This window comes from Sinomonas cellulolyticus (genome assembly GCF_014656475.1).
GTDB lineage: Bacteria > Actinomycetota > Actinomycetes > Actinomycetales > Micrococcaceae > Sinomonas > Sinomonas cellulolyticus.
Window position 1 is genome coordinate 443,554 of the sequence record NZ_BNCM01000001.1, and the last position, 26,024, is coordinate 469,577.

Here is a 26,024-nt window from a genome sequence, read left to right on the forward strand (position 1 = left end):
GCTCACATTCACCTTCATCGATCGGGATTCCAACTCTATAACGCCCCCGGGCGCCGGGTCTGGGCCGGCACCCGGGGGCGGGGGTCACTTCACGTACTGCGGCAGCCTCGCGGGAGTGCCGGTTGACGGCGGGACGCCGTACATGTGGAGCGCCTGCGACATGACCGACTTGAAGATGTCCGCGTTGCCGATGCCGTAGATGTCGGTCGGACGCTGCAGGACCACCGAGACGATGAAGCGCGGATTGTCCATCGGCGCCATTCCGATGAGGGTGGAGGTCACGCCTTGATAGCCCGGCACGCCGTCCTCTCGGGGCGCCTCGGAGGTTCCGGTCTTCGCACCCACCCGGTAGCCGTCGATCGCGGCCGGCTTGACCTCGCCCTCGGTGACGTTGCTCTCGAGCATCTCCTTCACCTGCTGCGCGGTCTCCTTGCTCACGACCTGCGTGGGTCCGGCCGTCTGCCACGGCGTTTCGTGGCCGGTCTGGTCGATGTACCCGTCGATGAGGCGGGGCTGCAGCATGACGCCGTCATTCGCGATGGTCTGGTAGGCGCGGATGGTCTGGAGGGTGGACTGGGTGACGCCCTGGCCGAACAGGATCGTGTACTGCTGGCGACCGTCCCACTCCTGCGGGGTGTGGAGCGTGCCCTTGGCCTCGCCGGGAAGCCCGACGTCGATGGGCTGGCCGATCCCGAACTTGGTGAACCAGTCATAGCGCTGCTGGGGGCTGAGCTCCTTGCCGGCCATGACGGTTCCCGTGTTCATGGAGTAGCCGAGGATCCCGGCGAGGGTCCGCTGCTCGGTCCCGTGGGTGAACGCGTCGGAGAAGGTCTGCCCGTCCACGGTGTACGTCGGCGGGATGGTGTACTGGGACAGGGGCGTCGCCTTGCCCTCCTGGATGAGCGCCGCCATCGTGATGGTCTTCTCGACAGAGCCCGGCTCGTACGCCGCTGTCACAGCACGGACGCCCCGGTCCTTGGCTGCGGACTTGCCCGGATCATTCGGGTCGACCGAATTGGTGTCGGCCATGGCGAGGATGTTGCCGGTCTTGGCGTCCTCGACGACGGCGATTCCCCACTCGGCGTTGTACTTCTGCGCCTGGGTCTGCACTGCCTGCTGCGTGAAGTACTGGAGGTCCGAGTTGATCGTCAGCTTGACCGTCTTGCCGTTCTGCGCGGGCGTGTACTTGTCTGTGGCCACCGGAATGCGGAGTCCGTCTGCGCCGATCTCGTACTCACGCGAGCCGTCCTGGCCCTTGAGCTGCTCGTCCTGAGTCTGCTCGATCCCGGACAGGGCCGTGCCGTCCGAGCCCACGAATCCGACGAAGCTGCCGCCTACCGCACCGTTCGGGTAGACCCGCTGGGTCACGCCCTCTGAGAGGATCCCGGGGAAACCGATGGCCATGGCCCGGTCCTCGGTGTCCGGGGTCACGTTCCTCGCCACGTAGTTGAACGGCTTCTCCCCTGTGATCGCACTGGTCACGTCCGCGACGGACATGCCCAGCGTGTCTGCGAGCTCCTTGACCGCCTGGTCCCGGGGGATCTGCACGATCTTCTTGGTGCCGTCGCCGGCGTCGACGCTCCGGTCCAGCTCCGTGAAGTCCTTGGCCGAGGCGATGCGCTGGTCCACGGTGATGTTGTAGCGCACCACGCTCGAGGCGAGCACGGCCCCCTTGGAGTCGACGATCTCACCGCGTTGGGCCGGCAGCACGGTCTTCTGCAGGCGCTTGTTGACGGCGGCCTCCGCCATTCCGCCCACATCCAGGCCCTGGACGAGGATGAGGCGGCCGCCGATGAGGACGAGCAGCGTGAGCATCACGGCGAGGCCCAGCTTGAGCCGGCGCTTCGCCCGCCCGCCGTGGCGCGCTGGAGGTGGAACCTTGGTTGCGCCGCCGCGCGAGTTGGGGCGTCTGGTGTCCGTGCTCGTACCTGCCACGCTCGTCCCTACGCTTCCGCTCTCGCTCCTCGTGCCTTCACCACAGCCGGCGGCTCCCCGGGGCGACCGCCTCGGCTACTGGCCCGGGGTCTTCTGCGCCGGGGCCGGGATGGACCCTCCGTGGAGGTCCGCAGCCGGAGCCGTTGCCGGCTGGGCCGGGGACCCGGCGGCCGCGGCCGACGCAGCCTTTGCCTCGAGGGGATCCTTGGTCGTCGGCGCGGGTACGACGGCGATCTGTCCCGGAACTGCGGGTGCCGGAATGGTGGCGCCCTGGGGTGCACCCTTCACTGCGGCTTTGGCCTGACCGGTCACCGCGAGCGTCTTCAGGTCGATCTGTCCGTTCGACGTCGAGGCAACCATTCCATATTGTGCCGCGCGCGCCGCCAGATTCTGGGGAGCTTCGAAGTTCTGCACCCGCTGTGTCAGATCCTGGTTCTGCTTCTCAAGGGTGAGCTGCTGATTGCGCAGCTGCACCAACTGGTACTGCCCGGTGGAGACTGAGATGTTGAGCACGAGCACCGCGATGAGCGCGGCGGCCAGCACCCCGAGGCAGAAGATCGCGAATGGCGCACGGCGGCGCACGGGGAGCGAACGGACGAGGGCGAGGGGCGTCCGGCGAGGGGACCCCTCGGCAGCGCGGTGTCCCGGTAGGGGGGCACTGAGGGCGGAGGTTCCCACCACCGCTGCCCTCGGCTGTGCTGCTGCGCTCATCGTCCACTCCTTGTCCTGATGCGTTCTGCGGCCCTGAGTCGTGCGGAGGCGGCACGCGGGTTCTCCGCGATCTCGGCCTCGGTCGGGACCTCGGTCCCCTTCGTGATGATCTTCAGTTCGGGCCGGTGCTCCGGCAGCTCCACGGGGAATCCGGGGGGAGCACTGGAGCGGCTCCGCGCCTGGAGCGCCGTCTTGACGATCCGGTCCTCGAGCGAGTGGTAGCTCATGACGACGATGCGTCCGCCCAAGCGGAGCACATCGATGGCCGCCGGCACGGCTCGCTCCAGGACGTCAAGCTCCTCGTTGACCTCGATGCGCAGCGCCTGGAAGGTCCGCTTGGCCGGATGCCCCCCGGTTCTCGCAGCCGCCGCAGGCACGACGGCGCGGATCGCCTCGACCAGCTCCCCGGTCGTCGTGAACGGCTTCTTCGCCCGCTCCGCCACGATGTTCCGGGCAATCCTGCCGGCGAACTTCTCCTCGCCCCAGGCCCGGATGATCCGCGTGAGGTCCTCGACGCCGTAGGTGTTGACAACGTCCGCCGCCGTGGGACCCCGGCTGGTGTCCATGCGCATGTCGAGGGGCGCGTCGTAGGAGTAGGCGAAGCCGCGGTCACGCTCGTCGAGCTGCATGGAGGAGACGCCCAGGTCCATGAGCACCCCGTCGGCACCGTCGAGCCCGAGGCCCTCGAGTACCTCGGGGATTTCGTCATACACGGCGTGCACGAGCCGGGCGCGGGCACCGAACGGATCGAGCCGGGCACCGGCGAGGGCGAGGGCCTGTTCATCGCGGTCGATCCCCACGAGTGTGGCCTCGGGGAAGCGGGAGAGGATCGCTTCGCTGTGGCCCCCCATGCCGAGGGTGGCATCGACCACCACCGGGGACCGCCCGGTGTCAAGGGCCGCCTCGACGCCCGGAGCGAGCAGGGACATGCAGCGCTCGAGGAGGACGGGGACGTGGCGTTCGGAGGTCGGCTTCGGGTCCTTCTCGTGCTCGGCGTCCATGTCCACTCCCTCCCCTCGTGTGGCCTTCGTGCCTCGCGGCTGGTCTTCGGTCCGGCTGAACCCAGATCCCCCTCCGCGCCGATCGGCCGCCTGGCTCCGGGGAAGGTGAGCCAGGATGGCCGTGCGGGGCGGCTGGAGATCTCGGCCAGCCGGTGGGATCAGTCGATCCCGGGCAATGCGTCGTCGTCGGTCTCCGAGAAGGCGGTTTCCTTCTCGGCCAGGTAGTCCTCCCAGGCCTGGGCGTCCCAGATCTCCGCCCGCGTTCCCACGCCGATCACGGCGAGGTCCCGGTCGAGCCCTGCGTACTTGCGCAGGATCGGAGGGATCGTCACGCGCCCCTGCTTGTCAGGCACCTCGTCGGAGGCTCCGGACAGGAAGACCCTGAGGTAGTCCCGTGACTGACGCGAGGAGATAGGGGCTTCCCGCATCTGTTCGTGGACTCTCTCAAACTCCTTCTGACTGAAGACGTAGATGCAGCGTTCCTGGCCCCGGGTCAGAACCAGCCCTTCGGCCAGTTCGTCGCGGTACTTCGCCGGGAGGATGAGGCGCCCCTTCTCGTCCAGACGCGGCGAATACGTACCGAGCAACATCGGCACCACCACCCGTCGTTACGAGGCTGAACGTCCCTATCTCCGCCACTTCCCTCCAACATGCCCCACTTTACTCCACTCTCCTCCCCGGTCAACGTGGAGCGACACGCATGTCGCACCAGACGTACAAAGAATTCCGGCGCAGATCCGCGGAATCACGCGGTTCACCGATGGATGGCCGCCGCCCTCCGACGGCAACGCCTTCAGCTGGGGCGCCCGCTCACGACTGCGCTCGCACGCGCCTGATCGTCCGCCGCCCGTCATTCGACACCCTCGGGGCGTGCGGCTGCAGGGAAGAGCCCAAACCCGGGGAGGAAAGTGGAGCACGGGGAGGAAAGTGGAGCACGGGGAGGAAAGTGGGGCACGGGAGCAGAGTGGCGCACGGGGAGGGCCAGGAGCAGAGTGGCGCACGGGGAGGGCCAGGAGCAGAGCGGCGAACAACGAAGGACCGCGAGCAGTGCGGCGCCCGCGGAGGGCCAGGAGCAGTGCGGGGTATGGTCTTTCTCCGGACCGACGCCAGACGCGGCTGCGCCCCGGAACCAACAGTTCCGGGGCGCAGCCGTGCGTTCACCGGGCAGGAGTCATGCCCGAAGGGCCTGGCGGTGGGCCGTCCGTACGCCTACTTCACATTCGCCGCGTCCGAGGCTGTCTCTGGGCGCGCAGGAAGAAGGGCGTGGGTCCGGGTGAAGGTCAGCCGTCCTCGCGGCGGCGTTCGTCCCACTGCGCCTCGAGCCGGCGCAGGAAACCGCCCGAGGACTTCGCTCCCCGCGAGCGCATGCGTCTCCCTGGGCGGCGGAGTGTGCCGTAGTAGACGGACACGCCCATCACGAGGAAGCCCAGGACGCCCACGAAGATGTTCTGGATGCTCACCCCAGTCAGCAGGACGAGAATGCCGACGATCACCCCGAGGACGCCCAGCACGATGTGCTTTGTGGAGAAGGTCCTGAGGGCGTCCGCACCCATGGAATCAGCGAACTTGGGATCCTCTTCATGGAGCTGCTTCTCGAGCTGCTCCAGCATCTTCTGTTCGTGCTCCGACAGAGGCATGACGACTCCTTCACGCATGCAGTCGATGGGCGGCCCCATCACCTGCACCAACGCACTGATCCCACTGTGGGTTCCCCGAGGCTGAGCCGCTGCCGACCCAACCCGCGATGGACCTCCCAGCCGACTCACTGCACTCAATATCGAGGTTCTATAAGGATATGACGTCCCGGTAGCTCACAAAAGGGACTCGATCACTCCCTCGAAGGGCGTGAGCGGCCGGCTCGGCGTTCCTCGAGGAGGCGCGCCGGCTGGATGATACCCGTCCCGAAGCGCTCGGAAACGCGGTCAAGGGCTTCCTCCGCAGTTCGCCAGTTGTCCTCGGAACGGTCAAGGCTCAGCTGCCGCGGCGCGTCTGCCGAACGCTCGAGCCGTTCGCCGCGCAGGCCGATCAGTCGGACCGGCATGGGCCGCTCGCCCAAGCCGGAGAGCAGCTGCCGAGCGGCCGAGTAAAGCTGCTGGGCGCTGTCGGTCGGCACCGGCAGGGTCCGCGAGCGCGCAAGGGTCGAGAAGTCCGAGTAGCGCAGCTTGAGCGCCACCGTCCCGGCGGTGAGGCCCTGGCCCCTCATTCTGCCGGCCACCCGATGGGCGAGCCGCAGAAGCTCGGCGTGCAGCGCGGCGTCGTCCGCCACATCGGTGCCGAAGGTCTCCTCGGCACCGATGCTCTTCTCCTGGCGCGCGGGAGTGACGCGGCGCTCGTCGACGCCCCACGAGAGGCGCTTTGCATGCAGACCCGTCGCACCGAGGGCCCGTCTGAGGGTCGAGTCGGGGGTGTGTGCGAGATCGGCCACGGTGTGGATTCCGAGCCGGGCGAGGACTTCCTGGGTCTTCCCGCCGATTCCCCAGAGGGCCCCCACCGGCAGCGCATGCAGGAAGGCGACAGTGTCCTCGGGTCGGACGACGAGGAGCCCATCCGGCTTGGAGCGCGCGGAGGCGATCTTCGCCACGAACTTCGTCGCGGCGACGCCCACCGACGCGGTGATGCCGAGGTCGGCCCGGATCCGGGCCTTGATCTGGGCCGCGATCTCCTCCGGGGCAGCGTGGAGCCGCCGCACGGCGCCGGAGACGTCGAGGAAGGCCTCGTCCACGCTCAACGGCTCCACGAGGTCCGTATAGTCGCCGAAAGCCGCCATGAGCTGTGCGGAAACGTCGTAGTAGAGGCGGTGGCGCGGTTCGACCACGATCGCGTCCGGGCAGCGCCGCAGGGCCACGAGCATCGGCATGGCGCTGCGCACTCCGAACGCGCGGGCCTCGTAGCTGGCGGAGAGGACCACCGACCGCTCGGCCGGGAAGCCGACGATGACGCGGCGTCCCCGCAGCTCCGGCCTCTCACGCTGCTCGACCGCGACGAAGAACGCATCCATGTCCACGTGGAGGATGCCGCGACGGCGCTGCGCCTCGAGCGGCTCCGGCCGCGCGCCGTCGTCCTGCGTCTGCACGCACCCATCGTAGGCAGCGGCGGGGCCTGCCGCCGACAGCGTCCGGGGCCGCTGCCGACGGCGCGTGCCGCCAAGCCCTCCTACTAGACTGTCCACGTCCTCATCACCGACGTCGGAAGGCGCACGTCCCCCTATGGCACTCATGACTCGACCGATCCGACTCGCTGCAATGACGGCGCTGGCGGCAGCCGCGCTCACCATGACCGCTTGCAGCGGGTCCTCCGCCGGGTCCCCCTCGAGCCCGACGTCCACCGGTTCTGCCTCCTCGTCGGCCACGCCCACGGCCTCTGCCCGCCCCTCGGCCTCGGGCAGCGCCTCGGCCTCGGCCTCCGCCAATTCGACAGTGAGCGCTATCGCTCCCGGCTTCCCGTCGCAGACGCTGCCCCTCATGCCCGGCTCCTCCGCACTCGCGACGAGCTTCGATGCCTCGGCCAACCCCGCGGTGGCGTCCCTCGTGACATCGAGCAGCACGTCGACTGCGGCCCAGATGATGGACTACTACACGAAGGTCCTCACCGACCAGGGGTTCACCGTGGTCCCCGCGGCGACCGCGGGCGCGAAGACCCCGAGCCAGAGTTCCAGCGAGTCGGCAGCGATCGCCGCCGCCGGCACCCTCGTCCGTGACCTCGTCCGCTCGAACGGCTCCGAGACGGCGACGATCACGGTCGTGACGGCCAACGGCCAGGCGGTCGCGACGGCCGGAGTCTCGGTCGCCCCGTCCTCGCTCAAGTGAGCGTGAGCCGGTGAACGGACGGGGGCCCGCTGCGGCCCATATCAAGGCCGAGCAGGACCGCTACCGCGAGGTGCTCGGGGCGGAGCTGACAGCCTTCCTCGAGCGCCAAGGCGCGGTGATGGCCGAGGTCTCACCGGACATCAGCCCGCTGATCGGCGCGATCACGGGCCTCGCCTCCGGAGGGAAGCGGCTGCGTGCCCTCCTGAACTACTGGGGGTGGCGCGGTGCCGGCGGCGAGCCGCTGGCGGCCGCACCCGTCCTCGCCGGCGTTGCGCTCGAACTGTTCCAGTCCGCTGCCCTCATCCACGACGACATCATCGATCGTTCCGACACCCGACGCGGCGCCCCCAGCGTGCACGAGCGCTTCTCGGCCCTGCACCGGACCTCAGGCTGGGATCTCGACGGCGAGCGGTTCGGCCACGCTGCGGCGATCCTCACCGGAGACCTCTGCCTGTCCTTCAGCGAAGAGGCCTTCACGGCCGTCGGCGCTGCCGCAGCGGCGGGGACGAGGGCCCGGCAGATCTTCAACGCCATGCGGGCCGAGGTCATGGCCGGGCAGTACCTCGACATCCTCGAGGAGGTGGCCGGCCCCTCACGTCCGCGCGGCACAGCGGTCTCCCGGGCCCAGAACGTCATCCGGTTCAAGAGCGCCAAGTACTCGACGGAGCGGCCTCTCGGCATCGGTGGCGCCCTGGCAGGCGCGAGCGACGACCTCCTCGCTGCCTATGCCGCCTTCTCGCTTCCGCTCGGGGAGGCCTTCCAGCTGCGCGACGACGTGCTCGGCGTCTTCGGCGACCCCAGGACCACAGGGAAGCCCGCCGGGGATGACCTCCGGGAGGGCAAGCGCACGGTGCTCGTAGCGCTCGCCCTCGACGCCGCCGACCCCCCAAGGGCGGCAGAGCTTGAGCAGGGGCTGGGCCACCCGGACCTCGGGCCCGACGACGTCGACCGCCTCCGCGGCATCATCCGTTCCACGGGTGCGCTCGATGCCACAGAGCGGATGATCGAAGAGCTCTCCGGGCGCGCCTTCGACGCGCTCTCGGGCCTCCGCGTTGACCGGGACGTGCGCGACGCGCTCGAGGCGCTCGGCCTCGCTGCCGTCCAACGCACGGCCTGACGGTCCTGCGTCTCCCCAGGCGAGGGTCTGCCTACCAGGCGAGGGTCTGCCTACCAGGCGAGGATCTGGGCCCGGCGGCGGATCTCGGTCTTGCGGCCCTCACGGAGCGCATCGATGGGACGCCCGCGGAGCGAGTCGTCCGATGTGAAGAGCCACGCGATCAGTTCCTCGTCGCTGAAGCCCGCGTCTGCCAGAACCGCAATAGTGCCCTTGAGGCTGTCCACCACGTGGTCCCCGTCAAGGAAGAGGGCGGGGACCGAACGGACCTTCCGCTCCCCGACGCGCGCGGCCACGATCGACCGCTCGTCAAGGAGTCCATGCACCTTCGTCACGGTGCAGCCGAGCCGCTCCGCGACGTCCGGCAGGGTCAGCCACTCCGACACCAGGTTCTCGATATCACTCACGCCTCCAGCGTGCCACGGCACCCGACCCCGCACCTAGTCGGCGCACCCGCCAGTCCTCGCCTTGTGCAGCCGCCGCAAATCATGAGAGATTCACACTGGTCACATCAGCAACATCAGTGACTCCGCCGGTTCAAGGAGGTTGACCGATGAGCACGCCCGGGACGAACTCGACGACTGCCAAGTCCTGCCTGCCGCGTGTGGCGGCTACCACGGCGGTCCTTCCAGCCGTTGCGCTCTCCTCGCTCGCGTTTGCTGCCCCCGCGACCGCCACGATCACCGTTCCAGCCCGGAACGACGTCGCCGCCCTCGCACCAGCCCAGGTGGCCGCGCTTGTCCCGTCCCAGCTCGACGCCCCCCAGTCACCGACAGCGCCACCGGCGACCCACACGGTGCGCTCCGGGGACACCGTGACCTCGATCGCGGCGAGGTACGGACTGAAAGTCGCGGACGTCCTCGTGCTCAACGGCCTGACCCCGTCCACGGTCATCCGCCCGGGCCAGCAGCTTCGGCTGACCGGCGAGCCGACCCGGCAGGCCAGCCCCGCGCCGTCGTCCGCTGCCACCGCCTCCGCGCCTGCCCAGCTCTCCGCCGGCTCGTACACCATCCGCCCGGGAGACAGCCTCTACGCGATCAGCGCGCGGCTCAAGGTGCCCTTGGGCGATCTGCTGGCTGCCAACCGGCTGAGCCTCACGAGCGTCATCTACGCCGGCAGGACGCTGACGGTGCCTGCTCCCGCAGCTGCCGCGACTCCCGTGGCCAACATCACGCCAGCCGCAGCGCCGGCGAAACCGCTCGTCGACGACACCTTCATGGGCTACACCTATCCCCCGGCGACCGTCGCCTCGGCGAACGAGAACAAGCGCCTGCTCAACGCCGCGCCGGTTCCGAGCCGTGAGGAGATGAAGCAGATCATTGCGGACACTGCGCGCCGCATGGGCGTGGACCCGGCGCTCGCGCTCGCGTTCGCCTACCAGGAATCAGGCTTCAGCCAGCGCGCCGTCTCCCCCGCCAACGCCATCGGCGCCATGCAGCTCGTCCCCTCATCTGGCCAGTGGGCCTCCGACCTCGTGGGCCGCAAGCTCAACCTCCTCGATCCGAGGGACAACGCCACGGCCGGAATCGCCATCATCAGCGCGCTTCTGAGGACGAGCAAGGACGATGAGACGGCGGTCGCTGGGTACTACCAAGGCCAGTACTCGGTGGCCAAGCACGGCCTGTACGACGACACCAAAGCCTACGTGGCCGCCGTCATGGCCCATCGGGACACCTTCCGCTGACGAATCGCCCGCGCATCGCGCGGTGGGCCGGGTCCTCAGCCCTCAGGCCAGCGCAGCCCAGTAGGATCGTGGGGTGAACGGAAAGCTGAGCGATGCGCTCGTCGGCTCGCTCATCGGCGGCCGGTACCACGTGGTGTCGCGCCTGGCGATGGGCGGAATGGCCGCCGTGTACCTCGCGACGGACACGAACCTGGACCGCGATGTCGCCGTGAAGGTCCTCCACCGCCATCTGAGCCAGGACCCGGCGTTCGCCGCGCGGCTCGAGCAGGAGGCCAAGTCCGCCGCCCGTCTCTCGCACCCGCACGTCGTCTCCATCCTCGACCGCGGCCACGATGGCGACCTCTTCTACCTCGTGATGGAGTACGTCCCCGGGCACAATCTCCGAGACCTCCTCAACCAGCAGGGGGCCCTCACCCCGCGCCGGTCGCTCGACATCATCGAGGCAGTCCTCGACGGGCTCGGCGCGGCCCACGCCGCGGGCCTCGTCCACCGCGACATCAAGCCAGAGAACGTGCTCATTAGCGACACGGGGCGCATCAAGGTCGCCGACTTCGGACTCGCGAGGGCCGTGACCAACTCGACCAGCACCGGCCTCACCCTCGGCACGCTTGCGTACATCGCGCCCGAAATCGTCCAGCGCAGCGGCGGAGACGCGCGCAGCGACCTGTACTCGGTGGGGATCGTGCTCTACGAGCTCCTCACCGGCCACCAGCCCTTCCGCGGGGACGTGCCGGTCCAGGTCGCCATGGCGCACGTGACTGAGGACGTCCCGCCGCCGTCGGCGACGGTGCACGGGCTCTCCCCCGAGCTTGACTCGCTCGTCCAGTGGGCCGCGGCTCGGGACCCTGAGCGCCGGCCGGTCAGCGCCGAGGCCCTGCGCGACGAGATCGAGCACATCCGCCGCCAGCTCACCGATCCGCAGCTCGACCTGCGCACGGCGCCCACTGCCTTCATCCCGCCGCCCCTGGGAGCGTCCGATCCCCGGATGCCGACCGAGGCGCTGCCGGCTGCCCGCACCGAGGCCATCCCGATGGGCATCTCCCACCCGACCGCGGTGATGCCCCACCACCCGCAGTCTGCCCCGCCCACGGCCCGCGAGCTCAAGCGCCAGCAGCGCGACGCGGCGAGGCAGAGCGCCATCTCGGCCGCCACCCCGACGCGGACACTCACGGCCGGAGACCGGCGGCGCCGAGGCGCAGTCTGGGCGGTGGTGGTCGTGCTGCTGGCAGTCATCGCGGCCCTCGCCGGATGGTTCTTCGGCGTGGGGCCGGGTGCCGCAGCCACGGTTCCGGCGGTCAAGGACCTCACCGTCGATCAGGCGCGGCCCCTCTTCGACCAGGCCGGCCTGAGCTTCTCGACGCAGAAGGTGTTCGACGACGCGGTCGCCTCTGGGCTCATCGTCGGAAGCACCCCGGGGGCCGGCACCCAGATCCGCAAGTTCCAGGGCGTCAGTGTGCTCGTCTCCCAAGGGCCTCAGCTCTTCCCGCTCGAAGACCTGCGCGGCAAGTCGGCCGATGAGGCCAAAGCGGCGATCACCGGGGCTCAGAACACCCTCGCAGGGGTCACGGAGGCCTACAGCGAGACAGTCCCGGCCGGCGTCGTGATCTCGCAGGACCCCGGGCCCGGCACTCCCCTGCGCCGCGGCTCCGCCGTCCGCCTGACCGTCTCGAAGGGACCCCAGCCGATCCCGGTCCCCAAGGTCGTGGGCCTCGCGCAGTCGGACGCGCTCGCGGCCCTCCGCGGCGCAGGCCTCGACCCCGTCGTCTCCTCGAACGACGTGTTCGACAAGACGGTCCCGAAGGGGGCGGTCGCCGCTCAGGACCCAGCAGACGGGGCCACTCTGACGAAGGGCGGCAAGGTCACCCTGACCATCTCCAAGGGACCGAAGATGGTCAAGGTGCCGGACGTCTTCGGCAAGTCCGAGAAGGAGGCCACCCAGGTGCTGACCGCGGCCGGCTTCACCGTCAAGAGCAACTACACCTACGGCCGGCCGATCTTCGGACTCGTGGCCGGCCAGGACAAGACCGGTGACCAGCCGGAAGGCTCCACGATCACGATCACGGTCGCCTGACGCGACGGTCGCCTGACGCAACGAGTCGCCTGACGCTACGGTCGCCTCACGCGAGCGGCCGGCGCCGCGCCCCAGGGAGCACGACGCCGGCCGCTCGCCGCCGCGATCAGGGGTGGCCGCGTCAGCCCCGCCGCGACAGGGCGCCGGCCACGAGGAACGCCATCTCGAGGGACTGCATGTGGTTCAGCCGGGGATCGCAGACCGACTCGTAGCGGTCCTCGAATGCGGCCTCATCAATGGGGTCCGACCCGCCGAGGCACTCTGCGACGTCGTCGCCCGTCATCTCCATGTGGAGGCCGCCCGGAACCGTGCCCAGAGCCTGATGGACCTCGAAGAAGCCCTGGACCTCGTTCACCACGTCGTCGAAACGCCGGGTCTTGTAGCCGTTGCGGCTCGTCACCGTGTTGCCGTGCATGGGATCCGTGACCCACAGGACCTGCGCACCGGAGGCCGTGACCTTCTCGACGACTGGGGGGAGCTTCTCGCGGATGTTGCCCGCGCCCATCCGCGTGATGAAGGTCAGGCGGCCGGGCTCGCGGTCGGGGTCCAACCGGTCGATGAGCCGGAGCGCGTCGTCACCCGTGGTGGAGGGCCCGAGCTTGACCCCGATGGGGTTCCGCACCCTCGAGAGGTAGTCCACGTGGGCGTGGTCGAGCTGGCGGGTGCGCTCCCCGATCCACAGGAAGTGCGCCGAGGTGTCGTACGGCAGGCCCGTCCGCGAGTCGATGCGGGTCAGAGCGCGCTCGTAGTCCAGCAGGAGCGCCTCGTGGCTCGCGAAGAACTCGACGCGCTTGAGCGCCTCGAAGTCCGCCCCGCACGACGCCATGAACTTGATGGCGCGATCGATCTCCCGCGCGAGCGACTCGTAGCGTGCATGGGCCGGATTCTCCGTGAAGCCCTTGTTCCACGTGTGCACGAGCCGGAGGTCGGCGAAGCCGCCCTGCGTGAAGGCACGGATGAGGTTCAGCGTGGAGGCCGAGGTGTGGTAGGCGCGGAGGAGCCGGGCGGCGTCGTGCGCCCGGGACTCGGGGGTGAACGCGTAGCCGTTGACGATGTCGCCCCGGTAGGCGGGCAGCGTCACCCCGTCCCGCGTCTCCGTGTCGGAGGAGCGGGGCTTGGCGAACTGGCCCGCCATGCGGCCCATCTTGATGACCGGCAGCTGTGCGCCGTACGTCAGGACGACGGCCATCTGCAGGATGGTCTTCACGCGCGAGCTGATGCGGTCCGCCGTCGCGGCCTCGAATGTCTCGGCACAGTCGCCGCCCTGGAGGAGGAAGGCCTTCCCCTGTGCTGCCGCGGCGAGGCGTTCACGGAGCACGTCGACCTCGCCGGCGAAGACGAGGGGCGGGAGCGCGGAGAGCTCCGCGACGGACGCGCGGAAGACATCCTGGTCCGACCACGAGGGCTGCTGCGAGACCGGGAGGGAGCGCCAGTTGTCCAGGCCGGGATAGTCGGCGGCGCCGCTCTGGGCGGTGCTCGTGACGCGGGGGGACGCTACGGAGAGATCAGTCACCCTCCAAGGCTATGCCACCGGCCGGTTCGCGCGCTTATGCGTCGGCGGCGGGACGCCTGGCCCGGACTGCAGCCTCGGCGGCCAGCCTGGCCTTGACGTCTGCCGCGTAGGCATCCACGTACTCCTGCGCGGAGAGCTGCTGGATCTGCCGCATGATGCGGTCGACCACCTCACGCTGCGCGTCGCGGTCATCGGCCCGGTCGTAGAACTCCGAGAAGTCCATGGGGCGCCCAACGATGACCCCCACGCGGCGGATGGACGGCAGGCGCCGCCCGATCGGCTGGACCTTCTCGGTGCCGATCATCGCGACGGGCAGGACGGGCACTCGGTTCGCGAGGGCAAGCTTCGCCACGCCCACCTTGCCCCGGTACAGGCGGCCGTCGGGGCTCCGGGTTCCCTCGGGGTAGATGCCGAGGAGCCCACCGCCGCGGAGGATCTGCGCCCCGGCCTCGAGGGAGGCTGCGGAGGCCACCCCGCCGGAGCGGTCCATCGGCAGCTGGTTCGTGTACCGGAAGAATGCGGCCGTGAGGCGACCCTTCAGACCGCGTCCCGTGAAGTACTCCTGCTTGGCAAGGAACACCACGGGCCGGCGGACCATGAGCGGCAGGAAGATCGAGTCCGAGAAGGAGAGGTGGTTCGATGCGAGGATCGCCGCGCCAGTGGCGGGGACGTTCGCGAGCCCCTTCGTCCAGGGCCTGAAGAGCAGTCTGACCACCGGGCCGATGAAGATCTGCTTGAGGATCCAGTAGACCACTGAGCGGCCCTTCCGCCGTGCGAGCGTGCTTCCGGCACTCACTGTAGTGCCACCATGGACCCATGGCGGATGAGGCTGGCGCGACACGGCACCTCCGGATGGGCGTGGCCGTGTGCCACGGGTTCTCCGGCACGCCCTCCTCCGTGCAGCCCTGGGCCGACGGGCTCGCCGCCCGCGGATTCGACGTGGAGGTGCCCCTCCTGCCTGGACACGGCACGGACTGGCGGGACCTCGAGGGGCGGCGCTGGCGCGAATGGACCGAGCGGTTCCAGCAGGCCTGCGCGGATGTGGCCGCCCGCACGGATGTGCTCTTCCTCGCCGGGCTGTCAATGGGTGGAACGATCGCGCTGCATACCGCGGCGCGTCTGGCGGCGCACGACGGCGCGCGGCCGGCACCCGCGGCGGGGATCGCCGTCGTGAATCCCGGGCTCGGGTTCCATGACCCGCGTGTGCGGTTCATCGGTGCCTACCGCCTCGTCATGCGGACCACCGGGCCCATAGAGGAGGCCAACGCTCCCGACCCCGTCGGCGACGAGGGCGACTACTCGCGCACGCCGATCGCCGCAGTGCACGAACTCAAGCGGCTCTACCACGCCACGGACCGGCTCCTGCCCCGCGTCACCGCCCCGCTCCTCGCCTTCAGGTCAGACGACGATCCCGTCGTGCCGTCCTCATCCCTTGCCCGCATCCTCGCGCGCACCTCGAGCCGCGAGGTCGAGGTCGTGGCGCTCCATGAGAGCCCCCACGTGGCCACGCGCGGCCCGGAGGCGGGCCTTGTCGTAGACCGCACGGCCGACGCGTTCCATCGCTGGGCCGGGGCCGCGGTGCGCGGTGCATAATTTCTCCCATGGACTCCCCTTCCACGTCGCGCACCACCGCGCTCGACCCGTCGAGGATCGGCGTCGCGCTCAGCCACGGGTTCACGGGCGAACTCACGGCGGTCGCGCCGTGGGCGGACGCCCTGAGGGAGGCCGGCTTCCGCGTGGCGGCGCCCCTGCTCCCCGGGCACGGTACGACTGTCGCTGACCTCGCGCGCACTCGCTGGAGGGACTGGTACGACGCCTACGAGGCCGCCTACCTCGGGCTCGCGGACGAGTGCGAGACCGTCGTGGCGGCCGGCCTGTCGATGGGCGGCGCACTGGCCCTGCGCCTCGCCGCGCATCATCCGGTGGCGGCCGTCACCGTGGTCAATCCCGCACTCGTCATCGACGACCCGCGGTCGTACCTCTCCGGGGGCCTGCGGCGTGTCCTGAAGACCACCCCCGGCATCCGGAACGACATCAAGCGCCCGGGCCAGGATGAGGGAGGCTATGACCTCGTGCCGGTCGCGGCCGCGCATGAGCTCAAGCTCCTGTTCCGCGACACCGTGTCCTCTCTGCCCCGCGCCAGCGCACCCCTGCAGGCCTTCCGCTCGACAGTGGACCACGTCGTCACGAGCGCGCGGAGCCTGTCGGCCATCGTCGCCCGGTACGGAGGAACAGACATCCGGCTCGTCAGGCTCACAGACAGCTATCACGTCGCGACGCTGGACAACGACGCGCCGACGATCTTCGCCCGTTCCGCGGCGTTCATCCGTGAAGTGGCGGGCGTCTCCTTCTCGGGCGATCCTCGGTCCGAGGGTGGTCCGGTGCCCGCGGCGGGAGTGCCCGCCGCGGGCACTCCCGACACCCGGGAGGTGCAGTGACCTCCGATCCCACGCCCCACGGTCCTGGCTCCGACGACGACGCCTGGCGCGACCTCGTCGCGCGGCTCGGCGGGGGCGGCACCGGAGATGAGGCCGAGGGCCCTGCCCCCCGTGAGCTCTCCGCCGCCGAGCGCGGCGCCGCAGGGCCGGGAGGCTTCTCGCGGTTCGATCCCCTTGGCCTGTCGGGAGGAGGCCGGCATGCGCGCGGGCACGCGCCGGCCGCCGGAGAGCCGGAGGCCGAGCTGCCGGGAGACTTCGTTCCGGAGGAGCCCGAGCCTGTCCTCGCGGGTGCCGACCCCGTCTCCGTGCTCGCCTGGTGCGGGGCTGTGGGCGGCCCAGTTGCCCTCCTGACGTGCGCGCTCGTGTGGCGCAGCGTGCCCGGCTTCGTCGTGGCCCTGCTGGTCGCCGCCTTCGTCGCCGGCGTCGGGACCCTCATCATGCGCCTCCCGGGCAGCAAGGACGAGGGCGACGACGGCGCCCGCCTCTAGGGATCCCGCGTCAGCCCATCGCGCCGTCGCGCGCCGGCCCGCGCGAGCGCAGGTGCACGCGCGAGAGGTCTGCCGCACCGATGAGCCCGGCCTCGGGGCCCAGCGCCGCGCGCACGATGCGCGCGGGCGGCCGGAATCCGCGGCCGGTGAGGTTCCGGGCGAACGAGCGGCGGGCGGGGGCGAGGAGGAGCTCGCCCGCGTCGCACAGCCCGCCACCGATCACGAACGTGCCGGGATCCAGCGCGGCCGCGAGGTTCGCGAGGCCGAGGCCCAGCCATTCCCCGACGTCCTCGAGCAGTTCGCGGGAGGCCGCGTCGCCCGCGCGGGCGAGCTCGGTCACGATCGCTCCGGTGATCCTCTCGGGATCGCCGCCGACGGCGCGCAGCAGCTCCTGCGCGACCGGCGAGTTGGCACGGGCGAGCTCGCGGGCCTCGCGCCCCAGGGCGTTGCCTGAGGCGTACTGCTCCCAGCACCCCCTGTTGCCGCACTCGCAGCGGTGGCCCCCGGGAACGATGACCTGGTGGCCGAACTCCCCTGCCACGCCGTACCGGCCCCGTTCGAGGTGTCCCGAGACGACCATCGCGCCGCCGATGCCGGTACCGAGCGTGATGCACACAAGGCGGCTCTCGCGGCGTCCTGCGCCGAAGCGCCATTCGGCCCACGCCGCCGCGTCAGCGTCGTTGGAGAGGTACACGCGCCGGCGCAGGAGCTTCTCGAGGTTGTCCCGCAGCGGCTCGTTGCGCCACGCGAGGTGGGGGCTGAAGAGCACAGTGGCGCCGTCGAGGTCCATCCACCCGGCAGCGCCGATGCCGACGGAGGAGACGCGGTGGTCCTCGCTGAGCTCGGCGACGAGCTCGGCGATCACGTGCTCGACTTCGCGCGGCTGGGTGCCCGGGGTGGCCCGACGTGCCCGCTGCAGCACGTTCCCCTGCGCGTCGACGACGCCGGCCGCGACCTTCGTGCCCCCGATGTCGATTCCGATGGCGAGCCCGCGGCGGCCCAGCCGTGAATCGTGGGGGCGGAAGGTCGGGGCGAAGCGGGGTCTGCGCACCCTGCACATTCTAGGGCGCGGTCCCGGCGCGCCAGGGGCGGCGGTGTGGCGCGCACCGCCCCTCAGCGACTATTGTTACTCGCCAGTAGCATTGTGCCGTGATCCACGGCACACTCCCACAAGCCTTGGATATGGTTAAGCCATCTCCCGCGCCCCCGGGAGACACCGAAGGAGATGCCGTGCGCGAAAAGACCGTTCCGCCCCTTGTTCCCACCCCCGTCGCGAAGAACACCACGGACTTCGTGGTCGAGCAGGCCGAGAAGCCCTCGAACCCGGCACTGTTCGCCCGGCGCGACGCCTCCGGCACCTGGCAGGATGTGACAGCCAAGGCGTTCCGCAGCGACGTCGAGCAGATCGCCAAGGGCCTCATCGCCGCGGGCGTCGGCCCGGGCGACCGGGTCGGGATCATGGCCCGCACGTGCTACGAGTGGACGCTCGTGGACTTCGCCATCTGGTTCGCCGGCGCCGTCTCGGTTCCCGTCTACGAGACCTCCTCCCCCAGCCAGATCGCCTGGAACCTCAGCAACTCGAGCGCGGTGGCGGCGTTCGGGGAGACCGCCCACCATGAGGACGCCATCCGGCAGGCGGTCGAGTCAGAGGGCCTGTCCGCAATGAAGCACGTCTGGCAGATGTCACCCTCCGGCCTCGATGCGCTCCGCACCGCCGGCTCGGCCGTCTCGGACGAGGAACTCGAGGCCCGGCGCTCCGCCGCGACGCTCGAGTCCGTGGCGACCATCATCTACACGTCCGGCACTCTGGGCCGCCCCAAGGGCTGTGAGCTCACGCACGGCAACTTCGTCGCACTGTCCGAGAACGCCGCCGCCTCGCTCGCGGAGGTGGTGGACAGGGGCGCCAAGACCATCATGTTCCTGCCGCTCGCCCACGTGTTCGCGCGCTTCATCTCCGTCCTGGCCGTCGCGGCGGGCGCCCAGGTGGCCCACACCCCGGACATCAAGAACCTCCTGCCCGACCTCCAGAGCTTCCAGCCGACGTTCCTCCTCGTGGTGCCGCGCATCTTCGAGAAGGTCTACACATCTGCGCAGACCAAGGCCGAGGACGGCGGCAAGGGCGCCATCTTCAACCGGGCAGCGGATGTCGCCATCCGCTGGTCGAAGGCCCACGACGACGGCGGCAGGCCTCCCCTCGCTCTGCGGCTCCAGCACGCCCTGTACGACGTGCTCGTGTACAGGAAGCTCCGCGGCGCCATGGGCGGCCACGTCAAGTACGCCGTGTCCGGCGGAGGCCCCCTCGGCGAGCGGCTCGGGCACTTCTTCCACGGCATCGGCCTGCTCGTCCTCGAAGGCTATGGCCTCACGGAGACCACGGCCCCGATCACCGTGAACACGCCGACCCTGAGCAAGATCGGCACGGTGGGCGCCCCGCTGCCGGGCAACGCCGTCCGGATCGCGGACGACGGCGAGATCCTCGCCAAGGGCGTCTGCGTGATGGGCGGGTACCACGGGCTGCCCGAGCTCCAGACCCAGACGTTCACCGACGGCTGGTTCCACACCGGGGACATCGGGGAGCTCGACGCTGACGGCTACCTGCGGATCACCGGACGGAAGAAGGACATCATCGTCACGGCCGGCGGGAAGAACGTTGCCCCGGCTCCGCTCGAGGACCACATCCGGGCGGACGCCCTGGTCTCCCAGGTCGTCGTGGTGGGTGAGAACCGCCCCTTCATCGGCGCCCTCGTGACGCTCGACGAGGAGGCCCTTCCGGGCTGGCTCGAGCGCCAGGGGCTCTCGTCCGGACTCACGGTGGAGGAGGCCGCGAAGCTCCCGGAGGTCCTCACGCACGTCCAGAGCGTGATCGACCAGGCCAACGCCGGCGTCTCGAGGGCGGAGGCCATCAAGGCCTTCCGGATCGTCCCCACCGACTTCACGGAGGACTCGGGCCACCTGACCCCCTCCATGAAGGTCAAGCGGGCACAGGTCATGAAGGACTTCGGGGACTACGTCGAGGACATCTACTCGGCCCCCAAGCCGGCCTCTGTCTGAGGACCGTCAGTCCTCCGTCAGCTCGTCGACCACGAGGGCGGCGAGCTCGACGGCGGCCTTCCGCGTGGCGGGCTGCAGCTTGGCAAAGTCCACCTGCGAGCCCTCTGCGAGATGCCGGTCGTGGGGAATCCTAACCACGTGCTGGACACGGGTGCGGAAGTGTTCCTCGATTTCGTCCACCGACACCCGTGTGCCGTCGCCGGCGGCCATGTTGATGACCACGATGGCCTTGCGCACGAGGTCTTCGCGGCCATGCGCTTCGAGCCATGACAGGGTCTCCGAGGCGAGGCGCGCCTCGTCGACGCTGCCTCCGGAGACCAGCACCACGGCGTCGGCCTTCTCGAGCGTCCCCTCCATGACCGAGTGGACCATCCCTGTGCCCGAGTCGGTGAGGACGATCGAGTAGTAGCGCCCAAGGATGTCAGTGACGGCCCGGTAGTCGGCATCGTTGAACGCGTGCGCCACCATCGGGTCGGCATCGGAGGCGAGCACGTCGAGGCGCGAGCCCTCGCGGGCGGTGTAGTTGGAGAGCTGCGCGAACGAGGTGACCTCGAACCTGTCCCTCACCAGCTGGCGCGCGGTGTGGGAGGCACGGCCGGGGTTCCGGTCGGAGAGGGTGCCCCGGTCCGGGTTGGCGTCCATGGCGATCACCCGGTCTTCGCGGAGGTCCGCCAGGGCCATCCCGAGGAGCGTGGTCACGGTGGTCTTGCCCACTCCGCCCTTGCGCGAGAGCACCGGAATGTAGCGCGTACGCTCCCCCAGGCGGACAGCGATCCGGTGCTCAAGGGCTCGCTGCATCCGCACGGTGTCGGAGTCGCCGACATTCACGTACCCCAGCGTCGCGAAGTAGAGCCACCGCCGCCATCCGCCCACGGGCGGAGCCGCGGTCTTGGCGACGAGTCGGTCCGACGTGAGGGACGCGGCCGGCTCGGGACCCTCCGCGCGCTGCCGCCGCTCGCTCCCCACCGGTGCCTGTTCGGCGTGGCCCGCGGGAGCCTCGGCGCCCACGGGGGCATCTGGAGACTCCGGCTCCTGCGCCCCCCACGTGCCTCCAGCCGAAGGGCCCGGCTCCCTCTCCGCAGCCGTCCCCACGGTGGCCTGCGGATGGGATGCGAGCCATCCGGCCGGGGGCTCCGTGGGAGCCGGAGGCACGGCTGACGGGTCGAGCGGAACCGACAGCGAGGTGAAGGCCGAGAGCGAGTCGGCGCTCGTGCGGTCCTGGGCATCGCTCACGGTGACCACGTCGATCGGAGCCGAATCGACCGGTGCCGTCCCGGGTGCCGCGGCGTCCGATTCCTCCGCGCGCTCCGCATCCTGGTCGGCCGCGGCGGACTCAGAGACGTGGCCTTCGGATCCGGCTGCCCGGGCCCCTGAACTCCCCTTGCGGTTCGTCGCCGTGCTCTCGGCCCCTGCTCCCTGTGTCCCAGGCTCCTGTGTCCCAGACTCCTGGGTCCCAGACTCGCGCGTCTCAGGTTCGCGCGTCTCAGGCTCCTGCGTCTCGGGCCCGGGTGTGGGCCTCTTGTCCTCGGTCATGGGCTCCCGTTCACCTCGTCGGTTGCGGATGCGACGGCTCCGGGCGCACCGGAGCCCTCGAACGCGCCCATTGTAGCCGCGGCCCGGCCGCGGACCGTGTCACGGTCCGCGGCCGGGCCGCGCGGGCAGAGCCGGGCCGGCTCGTGCTACTCCGCTCCGACGACCAGGAGCAGGTCTCCGCCCTGGACCTGGGAGACGTCGCCGACGACGATCCGCGCGACCTTGCCGGCCACCGGCGTGGTGATCGCTGCCTCCATCTTCATGGCCTCGATCGTGGCGACCGAATCGCCGGCCTGGACCTGGTCCCCTTCCCTGACCGTGACCGTGACGGCGCCCGCGAACGGTGCCGCGACGTGGCCGGGGTTGGTCGCGTCGGCCTTCTCCGCCTGCTTGACGTTGCTCTGCACCGAGCGGTCGCGCACGGCCACCGGGCGGGACTGGCCGTTGAGTGTCGCGATGACCGTCCGCATCCCCTTCTCATCGGGCTCGGAGATCGCCTCGAGCTGCGCGATGAGACGAACACCCTTCTCGAGCTCGATGATGTGCTCCTGGCCGAGCTGCAGGCCGTAGAGGTAGTCCCGGGTGTCGAGGACGGCGAGGTTGCCGTACGTGTCCCGATTGGACTGGTACTCCTTGGTCGGCGCGGGGAAGAGGAGCCGGTTGAGGGTGGCACGCCGAGTGGCGGAGTCGCCCTGCAGCGCCTCGGAATCCTCGGGCGAGAGGGTTTCCTCGCGCACCTTCACCGTGCGGCCCTGGAGGGCCTTCGTGCGGAAGGGCTCCGGCCAGCCACCGGGCGGGTCACCGAGCTCGCCGCCGAGGAAGCCGATCACGGATTCCGGGATGTCGAATTTCTGCGGGTTCTCGCGGAACTCCTCCGGGTCGGCCCCAAGGCCCACGAGGTGCAGGGCAAGGTCGCCCACCACCTTGGACGACGGGGTGACCTTGACGAGCCGGCCGAGGATGCGGTCGGCTGCAGCGTACATGTCCTCGATGGCCTCGAACCGCTCGCCCAGGCCGAGGGCAATGGCCTGCTGGCGGAGGTTGGAGAGCTGGCCGCCGGGGATCTCGTGCTGGTACACACGGCCTGTCGGACCCGGGAGACCCGACTCGAACGGCGCGTAGACACGCCGCACAGCTTCCCAGTAGGGCTCGAGCGCGCTGACGTTCTTCAGCGAGATGCCCGTGTCGCGCGGGGTGTGCGCCAGAGCCGCCACGAGCGCCGAGGCCGAGACCTGGCTGGTCGTGCCGGCGAGTGCCGCCGAGGCGACGTCGACGGCGTCGACCCCCGCTTCAACCGCCGCGAGCAGCGTCGCGAGCTGTCCACCCACCGTGTCATGCGTGTGGAGGTGGACCGGGAGGTCAAAGCGCTCGCGCAGGGCCGAGACGAGCTTGGCCGCCGCCGCGGGCCGGAGCAGGCCGGCCATGTCCTTGATCGCGAGGATGTGGGCGCCGGCGTCCACGATCTTCTGGGCGAGGTCCATGTAGTAGTCGAGGGTGTAGAGGTCCTCGGCAGGGTCGAGGAGGTCCCCGGTGTAGCACAGGGCCACCTCGGCCACGGCGGTCCCCGTCTCGCGGACGGCCTTGATGGCCGGGGCCATCTGGCTCACGTCGTTGAGCGCGTCGAAGATCCGGAAGATGTCGATGCCGGTCTCCGCAGCCTCCTTGACGAAGGCGACAGTGACCTCTTCCGGGTACGGGGTGTAGCCCACCGTGTTGCGGCCTCGCAGGAGCATCTGGATGCAGATGTTCGGGATGGCCTTGCGGAGCGCCGCAAGGCGCTGCCACGGATCTTCGCCGAGGAAGCGCAGCGCGACGTCGTACGTCGCACCGCCCCAGGCCTCGACCGAGAGCAGCTCGGGGGTGAGGACGGAGACAGCAGGGCCGGCGGCGACGAGGTCACGCGTGCGGACACGGGTGGCGAGCAGGGACTGGTGCGCATCGCGGAACGTCGTGTCCGTGACGGCGACGGCGTTCTGCTCGCGGAGTGCCTTGGCGAAGCCCTCCGGGCCAAGCTCGAGGAGCCGCTGGCGGGAGCCGGCAGGCGCATCATCGAGGCTGACCTTGGGCAGCTTCGAGCGGGGATCTGCGTGCACCGTCAGCTCGCCGTTGGGCTTGTTCACGGTGACATCGGCAAGCCACGTCAGGAGCTTGGTGCCGCGGTCGGCCGAGCTGCGCGCCCTGAGCAGCTCCGGACGCTCGTCGATGAACGAGGTCGCGACGTTGCCGGCCACGAAGTCCTGGTCGTCCAGCACCGCCTGGAGGAACGGGATGTTCGTGGAGACACCACGGATGCGGAACTCGGCGAGGGCACGGCGCGCACGCTTGACGGCCGTCGCGTAGTCGCGGCCGCGGCACGTGAGCTTGACCAGCATCGAGTCGAAGTGCGGGCTGATCTCGGCGCCCTGGTAGATGGTGCCGCCGTCGAGGCGCACGCCGGCGCCGCCGGCCGAGCGGTAGCCCGTGATCTTGCCGACGTCGGGGCGGAACCCGTTCGCCGGGTCCTCGGTGGTGATGCGGCACTGCAGGGCTGCGCCCTTGAGGTGGATGCGGTCCTGCGTGAGGCCGAGGTCCTCGAGGGTCTCCCCCGAGGCGATCCGCAGCTGGGCCTGGACGAGGTCGACGTCGGTGACCTCCTCGGTGACCGTGTGCTCGACCTGGATGCGGGGGTTCATCTCGATGAACACGTGCTGGCCAGCACGCTCGCCCACGGTGTCCACGAGGAATTCGACGGTCCCGGCGTTGACGTAGCCGAGCGCCTTGGCGAACTTGATCGCGTCCGCGTAGAGCGCCTGGCGGATGTTCTCGTCGAGCTGGGGGGCCGGCGCGATCTCGATGACCTTCTGGTGGCGGCGCTGGAGCGAGCAGTCGCGCTCGAACAGGTGCACCACGTTGCCCTCGGCATCGGCGAGGACCTGGACCTCGATGTGCCGGGGACGGAGGACGGCCTGCTCGAGGAACACGGTCGGGTCCCCGAACGCGGCGTCGGCCTCGCGCATGGCCGCGTTGAGCGACTCGGGGAGCCCCTCGCGCGTGTCGACGCGGCGCATGCCGCGGCCGCCGCCGCCGGCAACGGCCTTGACGAAGATGGGGAAGCCGATTTCGTCTGCAGCGGCAATGAGCTCGTCCGCATCGGCGCTGGGCGCCGACGACTTCAGGACGGGGATGCCGGCCTTGCGGGCGGCCTCGAGCGCGTGGACCTTGTGTCCCGCGAGCTCGAGGACATCGGCGGGCGGCCCGACGAACGTGATGCCCGCGGCCGCCGCCGCGCGAGCGAGTTCGGGGTTCTCGGAGAGGAACCCGTACCCGGGATAGATCGCATCCGCGCCGGCCTCCTTGGCCACGCGGACAATCTCCTCCACGTCCAGGTAGGCACGGACGGGGTGGCCTTCCTCGCCGATGAGGTAGGCCTCGTCCGCCTTCTGGCGGTGGATGGAGTTGCGGTCTTCGTGCGGGAACACCGCAACCGTCTTGGCACCGAGCTCGTAGCCCGCTCGGAACGCGCGGATGGCGATTTCACCGCGGTTCGCTACCAGAATCTTGGAGAACATGGGACTCCTGTTGTCGCAACGCAGGACTGACTAGGTGGTGCCTAGTGTCTATTCCAAAAAAGTAGCAGGACAACCGAACGTGTCTTGAATCACGGATGTAATGTCTCGCTTTCTGGACAGAGGCCACCGCGCCCATGCGGCCGCTGGAGGCAGAACGGCCGGCGGGGCAGCGAGTCGTGGCGCGGCCCCGGTCCCGGACGCCGTCCTACTAGGATGGAACGCGTCGGCCAGCGGATAGATAGTGGATTCTCAAGTGCAAGTAGTCAGCATCAGCAGCCTGAAGGGCGGAGTCGGGAAGACATCTGTCACCACGGGGCTCGCCTCAGCGGCCCTCGCAGCCGGAATTCCCACGCTCGTCGTGGACCTCGACCCCCACGCTGATGCCTCCACCGCCCTCGGCGTGGTTCCCGACCGCCAGCTCGAAGTGGGCCGCATGCTCAAGGCCCCGAAGCGGGTCTTCCTCGAGGACAATGTTGTTCCGAGCGCCTGGGTCCGCCGCGCGGCGGCACTGAACGGGCAGCAGAACCGCATCCTCGATGTGGCCTACGGCGGCTCGCTCAGCGGGGTCTACGATCGGCCCGATCTCGGACGCCGCGACCTCCGCCGGCTGGGAATCGTCCTCGATGGGCTCGAGGGGTATGGCCTCGTGCTCATCGACTGCCCGCCCTCGCTCAATGGCCTGACGCGCATGGCATGGGCCGCGAGCCATCGCGTGCTCCTCGTGGCCGAGCCCGGCCTGTTCTCGGTCGCGGGCACCGAGCGCACTCTCCGAGCGATCCAGCTCTTCAAGCAGGAGTACGCGCCCAAGCTCTCCCCCGCAGGCATCGTCGCGAACAGGGTGCGGCCCTCCTCGACGGAACATGGCTACCGGCTCGATGAGATGCGGCAGATGTTCGGACCGCTCCTGCTCGACCCGCACATCCCTGAGGTTGCCAACTGGCAGCAGATCCAAGGCGCGGCACATGCAGTCCACCACTGGCCCGGCGAGGCAGCCCGCGGCACCTCCGCGCTCTATGACGAACTCCTCGGCGCGGTCCTGAAGCAGAGCCGGGATTTCCGTCCGCGCGTCGCGCGGTAGCGTCGCACGGTACGCATCCGCACTTTGCCTGTACGCACGACGACGAGGGGCCG

General features: G+C 70.0%; 21 protein-coding genes. 9 read left to right on the forward strand and 12 right to left on the reverse strand.

What is annotated here, in order from left to right; translation table 11 throughout:
* Positions 1-84: 84 nt before the first annotated feature.
* The 6 genes from IE231_RS01995 to dinB all read right to left on the reverse strand — a co-directional run bounded on the left by IE231_RS01995 (position 85) and on the right by dinB (position 6,720).
* Positions 85-1,935, reverse strand: coding sequence for a peptidoglycan D,D-transpeptidase FtsI family protein (locus IE231_RS01995; protein ID WP_374189392.1), 1,851 nt, complete (start codon positions 1,933-1,935; stop codon positions 85-87).
* A 75-nt stretch (positions 1,936-2,010) separates the two neighbouring features.
* Positions 2,011-2,646, reverse strand: a complete 636-nt coding sequence (ftsL, locus tag IE231_RS02000) for a cell division protein FtsL (protein WP_189692232.1) — start codon at positions 2,644-2,646, stop codon at positions 2,011-2,013.
* The gene (gene rsmH, locus IE231_RS02005) at positions 2,643-3,647 is read right to left on the reverse strand and encodes a 16S rRNA (cytosine(1402)-N(4))-methyltransferase RsmH (RefSeq protein ID WP_189692233.1); all 1,005 of its coding nucleotides are present in this window, start codon (positions 3,645-3,647) and stop codon (positions 2,643-2,645) included. Before rsmH ends, ftsL begins: the two co-directional genes overlap by 4 nt.
* A gap of 158 nt (positions 3,648-3,805) precedes the next feature.
* Entirely contained in the window at positions 3,806-4,237 is a 432-nt protein-coding gene (gene mraZ / locus IE231_RS02010) for a division/cell wall cluster transcriptional repressor MraZ (protein ID WP_189692318.1), read from the reverse strand.
* 690 nt (positions 4,238-4,927) lie between these two features.
* Positions 4,928-5,284, reverse strand: a complete 357-nt coding sequence (locus IE231_RS02015; protein WP_189692234.1) for a DUF3040 domain-containing protein — start codon at positions 5,282-5,284, stop codon at positions 4,928-4,930.
* A 191-nt stretch (positions 5,285-5,475) separates the two neighbouring features.
* The gene (gene dinB / locus IE231_RS02020; protein ID WP_229866444.1) at positions 5,476-6,720 is read right to left on the reverse strand and encodes a DNA polymerase IV; all 1,245 of its coding nucleotides are present in this window, start codon (positions 6,718-6,720) and stop codon (positions 5,476-5,478) included.
* A 388-nt stretch (positions 6,721-7,108) separates the two neighbouring features.
* Between dinB and IE231_RS02025 the strand changes: the two genes are divergently transcribed.
* Positions 7,109-7,453: a hypothetical protein gene (locus IE231_RS02025; protein ID WP_189692235.1), complete on the forward strand. Its 345-nt coding sequence runs from the start codon at positions 7,109-7,111 to the stop codon at positions 7,451-7,453.
* 10 nt (positions 7,454-7,463) lie between these two features.
* Entirely contained in the window at positions 7,464-8,570 is a 1,107-nt protein-coding gene (locus IE231_RS02030) for a polyprenyl synthetase family protein (protein ID WP_374189394.1), read from the forward strand.
* A 50-nt stretch (positions 8,571-8,620) separates the two neighbouring features.
* On the opposite strand, the gene IE231_RS02035 is transcribed toward IE231_RS02030, so the two are convergent.
* On the reverse strand, positions 8,621-8,974 hold the full coding sequence (locus IE231_RS02035) for an Rv2175c family DNA-binding protein (protein ID WP_189692236.1): 354 nt from the start codon (positions 8,972-8,974) through the stop codon (positions 8,621-8,623).
* A 146-nt stretch (positions 8,975-9,120) separates the two neighbouring features.
* On the opposite strand from IE231_RS02035, the gene IE231_RS02040 reads away from it, so the two are divergent.
* Positions 9,121-10,251 carry a lytic transglycosylase gene (locus tag IE231_RS02040; RefSeq protein ID WP_189692237.1) on the forward strand — a complete coding sequence of 377 codons (1,131 nt, stop codon included), beginning with the start codon at positions 9,121-9,123 and terminating at the stop codon, positions 10,249-10,251.
* 73 nt (positions 10,252-10,324) lie between these two features.
* The gene (pknB, locus tag IE231_RS02045) at positions 10,325-12,322 is read left to right on the forward strand and encodes a Stk1 family PASTA domain-containing Ser/Thr kinase (protein ID WP_189692238.1); all 1,998 of its coding nucleotides are present in this window, start codon (positions 10,325-10,327) and stop codon (positions 12,320-12,322) included.
* 121 nt (positions 12,323-12,443) lie between these two features.
* Here the strand turns inward: pknB and IE231_RS02050 are convergent, their stop codons facing one another.
* Entirely contained in the window at positions 12,444-13,835 is a 1,392-nt protein-coding gene (locus IE231_RS02050) for a class II 3-deoxy-7-phosphoheptulonate synthase (RefSeq protein ID WP_189692239.1), read from the reverse strand.
* 34 nt (positions 13,836-13,869) lie between these two features.
* A complete protein-coding gene (locus IE231_RS02055; RefSeq protein ID WP_189692321.1) occupies positions 13,870-14,589 on the reverse strand; it encodes a lysophospholipid acyltransferase family protein in 720 nt (239 codons plus the stop codon).
* A gap of 62 nt (positions 14,590-14,651) precedes the next feature.
* Between IE231_RS02055 and IE231_RS02060 the strand changes: the two genes are divergently transcribed.
* The 3 genes from IE231_RS02060 to IE231_RS02070 are packed head-to-tail and all read left to right on the forward strand — an operon-like array spanning position 14,652 to position 16,761.
* Entirely contained in the window at positions 14,652-15,428 is a 777-nt protein-coding gene (locus IE231_RS02060) for an alpha/beta hydrolase (protein WP_229866428.1), read from the forward strand.
* 8 nt (positions 15,429-15,436) lie between these two features.
* Positions 15,437-16,273 (forward strand): alpha/beta hydrolase, encoded by an 837-nt coding sequence (locus IE231_RS02065; RefSeq protein ID WP_189692240.1) that lies wholly within the window; start codon positions 15,437-15,439, stop codon positions 16,271-16,273.
* On the forward strand, positions 16,270-16,761 hold the full coding sequence (locus tag IE231_RS02070) for a hypothetical protein (protein WP_189692241.1): 492 nt from the start codon (positions 16,270-16,272) through the stop codon (positions 16,759-16,761). Before IE231_RS02065 ends, IE231_RS02070 begins: the two co-directional genes overlap by 4 nt.
* A 10-nt stretch (positions 16,762-16,771) precedes the next feature.
* Here the strand turns inward: IE231_RS02070 and IE231_RS02075 are convergent, their stop codons facing one another.
* Positions 16,772-17,821, reverse strand: a complete 1,050-nt coding sequence (locus IE231_RS02075; RefSeq protein ID WP_189692242.1) for an ROK family glucokinase — start codon at positions 17,819-17,821, stop codon at positions 16,772-16,774.
* 170 nt (positions 17,822-17,991) lie between these two features.
* Between IE231_RS02075 and IE231_RS02080 the strand changes: the two genes are divergently transcribed.
* Complete coding sequence (locus tag IE231_RS02080; protein ID WP_189692243.1) at positions 17,992-19,812, forward strand: AMP-dependent synthetase/ligase; 1,821 nt, start codon at positions 17,992-17,994, stop codon at positions 19,810-19,812.
* Between the two features lie 6 nt (positions 19,813-19,818).
* Here IE231_RS02080 and IE231_RS02085 read toward each other — a convergent pair whose 3' ends face one another.
* A complete protein-coding gene (locus IE231_RS02085; protein ID WP_189692244.1) occupies positions 19,819-21,345 on the reverse strand; it encodes a MinD/ParA family ATP-binding protein in 1,527 nt (508 codons plus the stop codon).
* Positions 21,346-21,491: 146 nt separating this feature from the next.
* Positions 21,492-24,893 carry a pyruvate carboxylase gene (locus tag IE231_RS02090; protein WP_189692245.1) on the reverse strand — a complete coding sequence of 1,134 codons (3,402 nt, stop codon included), beginning with the start codon at positions 24,891-24,893 and terminating at the stop codon, positions 21,492-21,494.
* A gap of 253 nt (positions 24,894-25,146) precedes the next feature.
* Between IE231_RS02090 and IE231_RS02095 the strand changes: the two genes are divergently transcribed.
* Positions 25,147-25,971 (forward strand): ParA family protein, encoded by an 825-nt coding sequence (locus IE231_RS02095; RefSeq protein ID WP_189692246.1) that lies wholly within the window; start codon positions 25,147-25,149, stop codon positions 25,969-25,971.
* The last annotated feature ends 53 nt before the right edge of the window (positions 25,972-26,024 follow it).